The sequence below is a fragment of the Natronococcus sp. genome (assembly GCF_047921035.1).
In the GTDB taxonomy this organism is placed as follows: Archaea; Halobacteriota; Halobacteria; order Halobacteriales; family Natrialbaceae; genus Natronococcus.
Genome location: NZ_JBLRWX010000047.1, coordinates 20,696 through 27,666, shown reverse-complemented (window position 1 = coordinate 27,666; position 6,971 = coordinate 20,696). Strand labels below are relative to the sequence as shown.

The 6,971-nt window shown below is 64.5% G+C and carries 7 protein-coding genes and 1 pseudogene; 1 reads left to right on the top strand and 7 read right to left on the bottom strand.

Annotated elements, in window-relative coordinates; translation table 11 throughout:
• Positions 1-129: 129 nt before the first annotated feature.
• The 7 genes and pseudogenes from ACNA7R_RS11215 to ACNA7R_RS11185 form a co-directional block, all read right to left on the bottom strand.
• Positions 130-246 (bottom strand): annotated as a pseudogene (locus tag ACNA7R_RS11215) (metal-dependent hydrolase); the annotation flags it as partial.
• Positions 230-835: a hypothetical protein gene (locus ACNA7R_RS11210; protein WP_416283652.1), complete on the bottom strand. Its 606-nt coding sequence runs from the start codon at positions 833-835 to the stop codon at positions 230-232. The gene ACNA7R_RS11210 and the pseudogene ACNA7R_RS11215, both read right to left, overlap by 17 nt.
• Before the next feature lie 5 nt (positions 836-840).
• Positions 841-1,467, bottom strand: coding sequence for a phosphatase PAP2 family protein (locus ACNA7R_RS11205; protein ID WP_416283651.1), 627 nt, complete (start codon positions 1,465-1,467; stop codon positions 841-843).
• A 95-nt stretch (positions 1,468-1,562) separates the two neighbouring features.
• Positions 1,563-2,357 (bottom strand): VOC family protein, encoded by a 795-nt coding sequence (locus tag ACNA7R_RS11200; RefSeq protein ID WP_416283650.1) that lies wholly within the window; start codon positions 2,355-2,357, stop codon positions 1,563-1,565.
• A 48-nt stretch (positions 2,358-2,405) separates the two neighbouring features.
• Positions 2,406-4,091, bottom strand: a complete 1,686-nt coding sequence (locus tag ACNA7R_RS11195) for a Na+/H+ antiporter NhaC family protein (protein WP_416283649.1) — start codon at positions 4,089-4,091, stop codon at positions 2,406-2,408.
• Between the two features lie 63 nt (positions 4,092-4,154).
• Positions 4,155-5,267 (bottom strand): OBG GTPase family GTP-binding protein, encoded by a 1,113-nt coding sequence (locus tag ACNA7R_RS11190; RefSeq protein WP_416283648.1) that lies wholly within the window; start codon positions 5,265-5,267, stop codon positions 4,155-4,157.
• Positions 5,268-5,503: 236 nt separating this feature from the next.
• Positions 5,504-5,779 carry a hypothetical protein gene (locus ACNA7R_RS11185; RefSeq protein ID WP_416283647.1) on the bottom strand — a complete coding sequence of 92 codons (276 nt, stop codon included), beginning with the start codon at positions 5,777-5,779 and terminating at the stop codon, positions 5,504-5,506.
• A 964-nt stretch (positions 5,780-6,743) separates the two neighbouring features.
• Between ACNA7R_RS11185 and ACNA7R_RS11180 the strand changes: the two genes are divergently transcribed.
• On the top strand, positions 6,744-6,947 hold the full coding sequence (locus tag ACNA7R_RS11180; protein WP_416283646.1) for a hypothetical protein: 204 nt from the start codon (positions 6,744-6,746) through the stop codon (positions 6,945-6,947).
• Positions 6,948-6,971: the final 24 nt, after the last annotated feature.

Below are 6,971 nucleotides of genomic sequence, written 5' to 3'. Positions count from 1 at the left end.
ATCTTTCGACTCTTACAGCGGCAATTCAGGGTCCCGGAACCGTGGGTCGACGAGGAGTTCTCGAGAGCATCGACGAAGCTCCGCGTCCCGTTCAACCAACACGACCCACTTGATGGAATTCCTGCACCGTCCGACCATGACGATCGTGACGTGGGCCGGCCCCATCCAGTCGTAGCGGAAGGCCAGCCCCATCCCGAGGACGTAGCCTACGAGAACGTGAGTGAGGACGTCAGCCACCGCGATCACCTCCCGCGGGCGCCTCGAGCGCGTCGTCGGTCCGCCCGCGGCCGTCCTCGGTGGCCGATCCGCTATTCGGGTCACCGCGCGACCGCGCGCGCTCGCGCGGAACGAACGCGAGTCGCTCGAGGTCGAACCGCCAGTCCCGAAGCACGCGGCCGACGACCACCAACCCGCCGAGCAGCGAGATCAGCATCATGTACTGCGTGTCGCCGGGCTCCTGGACGGTCGCCCGCTCCGCGGCCAGGGTGTCCTCGTCCTCGAGCGTGCCGGAGGCCGTGACCTGGTCGCCGACCTCGAGGGGCTCGTCGGTGTTCTGGACGGCCGCGTCGGCCTCGATCACCGTGAACTGGCCGTAGCCGCTCGCGCGCGTCGCGATGACGACGGGATCGGTCTCGACGACCTCGCCGCCGAGGATGACCGCCTCGCCGACGTGGCCGGCCCGGTCGTTGGGCACCTCGGTCTCGTCGGGAAGGTCGCTCTCCATCGGTTCGGCGGGGCTGGCGCCGGCCCAGACGATCAGCCCGGCGAGGGCTACGACCACAAGTCCGATCGCGAGGAGGCGAACGCCCTGTCCGAACGGCTCTCGGCTCGACATTCGGTTCACTCGCGGGGGCGACTCGGCATAGGCGTTGCGCTCTCACCGCCGACGCGCTCGCGGAGCCGCCGGCGGATCGGCGGCGCCTCGAGGGTGCGCCAGCCGACGACGGCGCCGACGGTACCGACCAGAGAGAGCAGCGCCCGCGTGCTGGCCGCGTCGACGAGGTAGTGGATGCCGAGCGCGAGGCGAGCGAGGCCGACGACGGCGACGACCGCGCCGGCGGCGAGCAGCCGCCGAACGCGAGTGCTGTGGGTCGTCCACAGCGCGAGCGCACCCCAGGTACTTACCGCCGCCATGACGTGCCCGCTCGGAAACCCGTGCTCGCTCGAGGACACCGCGTGCAGACTGGGATCGGTGCGAGGAAGCGAGAACGCGCCCTTGACCAGGACGACGAAGGCCAGCCCGCCGAGGGAGACGGCGAGCACGTAGGCGGTGCCTCTCGAGCAGAGCGGCCGACCCTCGAGGGCACCCGACCGGAGCGTGCGGCCGACGTCGACGAGATAGAACAGACCCAGCAAGGGGACGAGCAGCGTCAGCTTGCCGGGGTAGGAGAGCGCGACGAACAGCAGCGTCGTCCACTCGGGGAGAAACTCGCGGAGGAGTTCGGTCGCGCCGACGCTGCGGCTCATACCGGAGGAGGGGACAGGACCGAGTAAACGGTTCGCGTTTCAAGCGCGTGCTGGACTCGTGGCGCGGCCCTCTCCGAAAAATCCGAGCCGACCGCTCAGAACGGGAACAGCGAGTCGGCGTCGGGATCGCGCTCGAGCAACTCGATCTCGTGACCGTCCTGGTCCTTCGTAAAGGCGTACATGTTGTCGTTGCTCTCGGGGTCGCGGTAGTCCTCCGCTTCGCGGGTCATCAGCTGGTCCCAGTCGTCCTCGAGGTCGTCCATGCGGACACAGAGGTGGCCCCAGGCGTCGCCGAAGTCGTAGCTGCGGCCGTCGTAGTTGTAGGTGAGTTCGACGGCCATCGCCGCCTCGCCGGCGTCCTCGGGTTTCATGAAGTAGTTCGCGAACGAGTCCGACTCCCAGCGGCCGGTGTGTTCGTACTCGAACTTGCGGGTCCAGAAGCCCAGTGCGTCGTCGGCGTCCTCGACGCGGATCATGGTGTGGTCGAGCGACCAGGTCGCGCCCTGCTCGGGGTCGCGCTGGACGATCTCGACCTCGTGGCCGTCGGGATCCTTCACGAAGGCGTATCGGCCGCCACAGGATTCGGGGTCGCGATAGTCCTCGACGCCTTCGTCCATCAGCTGCTCGTAGTGGTCCTCGAGTTCGCCCTCCGGAACGCGCACCGCGATGTGGCCCCAGGCGTCGCCGACCTCGACGTCCTCGCCCTCGTTGTGGGTGAGCTCGAGCATCGCCTCCTCCTCGGCCATCTCCTCGGGGCCGAGGTAGACGATGGTGAACCCGTCGCCCTCGTGGCGGTCTTTCTCCTCGTACTCGAGGTGGGTCTGGTACCAGTCGAGCGACTCCTCGAGATCCGAGACGCGCATCATGACGTGATCGAGCGTGCCGTCCATACGCGGACCAACGCCGGGAAATCTCAAAAGCGTGGCGAAGCCGGCGGTCTACTCGGCGTCGTCGACCGACTCGGCCTCGCGAGACCCGGAGTCGACGTCGACCGAGGACGCCTTCGGCTGTACGCCCTTCCGTCTCGCGTCGAACTCCGAGAGCCCGTAGACGAGGCCGACGAGCAGGGCGAGTCCGATCGGCAGGAAGATCGCGGGCGAGAGTCCGAGGTAGCCGTACAGCAGGTAACAGACCACCACGACGACCATGACGGTGGCGGCGTAGTAGAACTGCGTTCGGACGTGGTCGATGAGGTCGGCCCCGGTGAACGTCGAGGACAGCACCGACGTATCGGAGATCGGCGAGGTGTGGTCGCCGAAGATCGCCCCCGAGAAGACGGCGCCGACGACGACGGGCATCAGCTCGAACGAGCCGGTCAGCTCGTAGACGACCTGGATCGCGATCGGCGTGACGATCCCCATCGTCGCCCACGACGATCCCATCGTGAACGCGACGAACGCCGCGACGAACAGGATCACGACGGGGAGCACCTCGAGCGGGATCGCCTCGCCGACGTAGCCGGCGACGAAATCGCCGGTACCGAGCGCGTCCGCGACGTCGCTGATCGACCACGCGAGAACGAGGATCGTCACCGCGGTCACCATCAGCCGGAAGCCGTCGAGGACGGTGTCGACGCCGTCGCCGAGGTCAAAGAGGTCGTAGGCGACGCCGATCGCGATCGCGGACGCGACCATCGCGAACGAGCCCCAGACCAGCGCGCCGGCGAAGTCGCCGGCGCCGACGACGTCGACGAGGACCTGCACGAGTCCCGCCTCGTCGGCGGCGGCGCCGATCGTCGTCGCTGCTCCCTCCTCGGCCTGCTCGTCGACCCAGGATTCGTACCCGGTCCAGAACGCGCCGGCGAGCGTGACGACGACGAGGACGACGACCGGTGCGAAGAACGTCCGCAGCATCGGTCGGTCGTCGATCGGCTTCCCGAGGTCCTTCTCGACCTCCTGGAGCGGGGTGGCGTCCTCGCGGCTGACGAGCCCCTGCTTCCACGAGCGGTGCTCGGCGTCGAGCATCTCGCCGAAGTCACGCCGCGTGTAGACGACGATCCCGACCATCGCGATCGCCAGCAGGGCGTAGGTGTTGTACGGGATCGACCAGACGAACGTCTCGAACGCCGTCGGCGCCTCCCCGTCGACGCCGAGGTCCTCGTAGGCGCCCGCGATCAGCGAGAGCTGGAAGGCGACCCAGCTCGAGAGCCCGATCGTCGCGACGGGCGCGGCCGTCGAGTCGACGATGTAGGAGAGCTTCTCGCGGGAGATCCGGAACTGGTCTGAGATCTCGCGCATCGTGGAGCCGACGATCGCCGTGTTGGCGTAGTCGTCGAAGAACATGAGCAGCCCCAGGATCCAGGTCGTGAGCCCGACCGTGCGCTGGGTCTCGAGTCGTTCGGTCGCCCAGTTCCGGACGGCGGTCGCGCCGCCGAGTCGCCAGATCAGCGCGACGCCCGAGCCGAGCAGGATCGTAAACAGCAGGATCTGGACGTGAAAGCCCTCGTCGGCGATGATCGCGCCGACGATCCAGTCGAAGGTCTGTCCGATGCCGAGACTCTCGGTGTAGATGATCGCACCCGACCAGACGCCGAGAAACAGCGAGAGCATCGGCCGCCGCGTGGCGACCGCGAGAACGATCGCGAGCAGCGGCGGCAACAGCGATAGCGCCCCGAACTCTGACATGGCGGCACCTACACCGCCAGAACTGATAATTCTGGCTCATCGGAACCGACAGTTACGGAACCACTATCGGCGGAGAATTAGCTTCAGCACGTCTTCGTCCTCGAGGACGTGGTCGGTGCCGACCTGCTGTTCGTCGTGGGTCGCGCTGGGACCGCTGACGCGGGCGAAACGGAACCGCTCTTCCATCTCGCCGCCGAGTTTTTCGATCGCTTCCCCGATGGTCGTGCCCGACTCGACGACGAGCGGTTCCTCCCAGTCGACGCCGCGGCCGGGTTTGTCCATGTACACCCGAATCAGTCCGAGGTTCTCCCAGATACGGTCTTTGAGCGCGTCGAGTCCCCGCTCGGCCTCGGCGCTGATGAACGTTACCTCCTCGGGGTCGAGGTCGCGCTCGCGGAGCTGTTCGTCCACTTGCTCCTTGTAGTCGGGCTCGATCAGGTCGACCTTGTTGACGCAGGTGATCGATGGGATGTACTCGCGGTTCTCCATCAGCCCGTCGATCAGCCGGTCGATGGTGACGTTCTCCTGGAGGTTGAGATCGGCGTTGACGTAGCCCTGATCCCGGAGCACGTCCGAGATCGTCTCCTCGTCTAACTCCTGGTCGGTGCTCGAGGTGATCTTGATGCCGTCTTTGATCTTCGGGCGCACCGTCACCCGCGGAGGCTCCTGGTCGACGCGGATGTTGATGTCGTACAGCTCCTCCTGGAGGCGGTCGTACTGCTCGATCTCGAACACCGAGAGCATGAAGACGATCAGGTCGGCGTTGCGAACGACCGCGAGCACCTGCTTCCCGTCGCCTTTGCCCGACGCCGCGCCCTCGATCAGCCCGGGGACGTCGAGCATCTGGATGTTCGCGCCGCGGTGGTTGAGCATCCCGGGATTGACGTCCAGCGTCGTGAACTCGTAGGAGCCGGTTTCGCTCTCGGCGTTGGTCATCGCGTTCAGCAGCGACGACTTGCCGACGCTCGGAAAGCCGACCAGGGCGACGGTCGCGTCCCCGTGTTTCTCGACGGAGTAGCCGCCGCCACCGCCCGATCCCGACTGCTGGTTCTCGAGTTTCTCCTTCTTCTCGGCGAGCTTGGACTTCAGCCGACCGATGTGCGCTTCGGTCGACTTGTTGTAGGGCGTGTTGGCGATCTCCTCTTCGATCTCCTCGATCTCGTCCTCGAGCCCCATTTGTCTGTACTCAGCCGGCCGCGTCGAAAAACCCTTTCGACCCCCCACGACGGCGTACCGACCTCCGAATCACGGAAGCGTGATCGCTACTGTGTTGACCGGACTGGTCGGATCGCTGAGGAGAAGGATATCGACCACTTGCCGCAACGAACCGCTCTCGACGGAAGCACCGAGCAGAAGAAAAACGAAAACCCCCGTACGGGAGTTAGGTATCGCTCTCGGGTTACGCAGTACGTCTAGTACTTCTTACTGCGCTTCTTTTTTCGGCCGTTACCGCGCTTACCGCTCTTTTTCGAGTAGTGGCCGCGAGCTTTTCCTGGCGGCTTTTTCTTCGGCCCGTTACCGCGCTTACCACTCTTTTTCGAGTAGTGGCCGTTAGGCTTTTTCCGCTTACGGTCGCCACCTTTATCGCCCGCTGCAGCGGTTCCTGTGAATCCGATCGCGGCGAGTCCGATCGCTCCTGCGGTTCGAAGAACGCCGCGGCGGTCGCTATGTGCTTTGTCGTCAGTCATCTGTTTGCTCCGGGTGGCCCGTCCACCCATCAGCGTCCACGATCGGAGTTCGCATTAACGGCTTCAATCGTTCCAACTGTTACACGAACCCAATTTCGCACACTGATAGCTTTCACGGCGAGCGATAATTTCGACGGCAGCGTTCGTATCGTGATACACTTTTTTCTCCGAGACAGTAGTAGATTCCGTCTCGCCCGAAAGTGGCGAGAGCAGGGATAAGGAGGGCTGAGAACCGTTCGAAACGAGTATTAATCGAGCACAACGTTCCGACTTTGCACTCGAACGACCCGACGCCTCCGTTTCCCGCGTTAGCCGAGCGATGTAGCGCCGAAACGGCCAAATATCGGCTCCATACCGGCCGAAGAGCTCGAATCTGCTTTCGAAATAAACCGAACTTTCGGAGCGTCTTTCACCGAGTCAATAGATATTTTTCATCGTTTTAGTCACGCGTCTCGATGCCTAAATATGGTCGGCGGGCGAGATGCGCTCGTCCCAAGAAGTCCGAAGCGAGACGAGACACCGCAGCAACGGGTAACCGGGTAGCGGATCGTCATCGATTCGGGTAATAGAACCTTTTCCTCTTCGTTTCGCATTTCGCCCGTCCGTACCATCGTTTTACGTGTCTCACGGAGGAGCTGTCGATCGCAGATGCCGTGCGACGATACAAGCGACGAAACCGTTCCTCGAAACGACGAGCCGACGTTCCAATCGCTGTAGCCGCAGTTAGGTGCCAGTTGCACTAGAGAAGTCGTTTCGTGGGGCCATCACCGAACTCGAGCGAGAGCCGATCGCCTCCGAGCCGGATACGGGCCGGTGAGCCCGAGGTGTACCCGCCCGTTCTCCTGTCGCGGAAAGAACGGAGCGACTCTCGCGTACTACCGGATCGTACCACTGGTAGTCCGACGATCGACGATGAGAATTCGACACGCATAAACGACATCCGTGCGGTGGAGGAACCAGACGAATGCCCGAACCGTCGCAGCTGCGCGACAGCACCCAGATCGTGCTCCCCCGCGAGACCCTCGAGTCCATCGAGCCGCACCTCGACGAGGAGTTTACCGTCACCGTCGTTCCGAAAGATGACGACAGCTGTCTGATCGTCGGCAGCCCCGTCGAGATCAAGGACGTCGGCGAGTTTCTTGCTCGCCGCGGGATCACCGTCCAGTAGGCGTCGCGTCGGGCCGTCGACGCG

What these genes read in the sequence shown, in the direction of transcription:
- ACNA7R_RS11210 (WP_416283652.1), bottom strand. Translation starts at nt 835, where the DNA reads ATGTCGAGCCGAGAGCCGTTCGGACAGGGCGTTCGCCTCCTCGCGATC.
- ACNA7R_RS11195 (WP_416283649.1), bottom strand. Translation starts at nt 4,091, where the DNA reads ATGTCAGAGTTCGGGGCGCTATCGCTGTTGCCGCCGCTGCTCGCGATC.
- ACNA7R_RS11190 (WP_416283648.1), bottom strand. Translation starts at nt 5,267, where the DNA reads ATGGGGCTCGAGGACGAGATCGAGGAGATCGAAGAGGAGATCGCCAAC.
- ACNA7R_RS11180 (WP_416283646.1), top strand. Translation starts at nt 6,744, where the DNA reads ATGCCCGAACCGTCGCAGCTGCGCGACAGCACCCAGATCGTGCTCCCC.
- ACNA7R_RS11200 (WP_416283650.1), bottom strand. Translation starts at nt 2,357, where the DNA reads ATGGACGGCACGCTCGATCACGTCATGATGCGCGTCTCGGATCTCGAG.
- ACNA7R_RS11185 (WP_416283647.1), bottom strand. Translation starts at nt 5,779, where the DNA reads ATGACTGACGACAAAGCACATAGCGACCGCCGCGGCGTTCTTCGAACC.
- ACNA7R_RS11205 (WP_416283651.1), bottom strand. Translation starts at nt 1,467, where the DNA reads ATGAGCCGCAGCGTCGGCGCGACCGAACTCCTCCGCGAGTTTCTCCCC.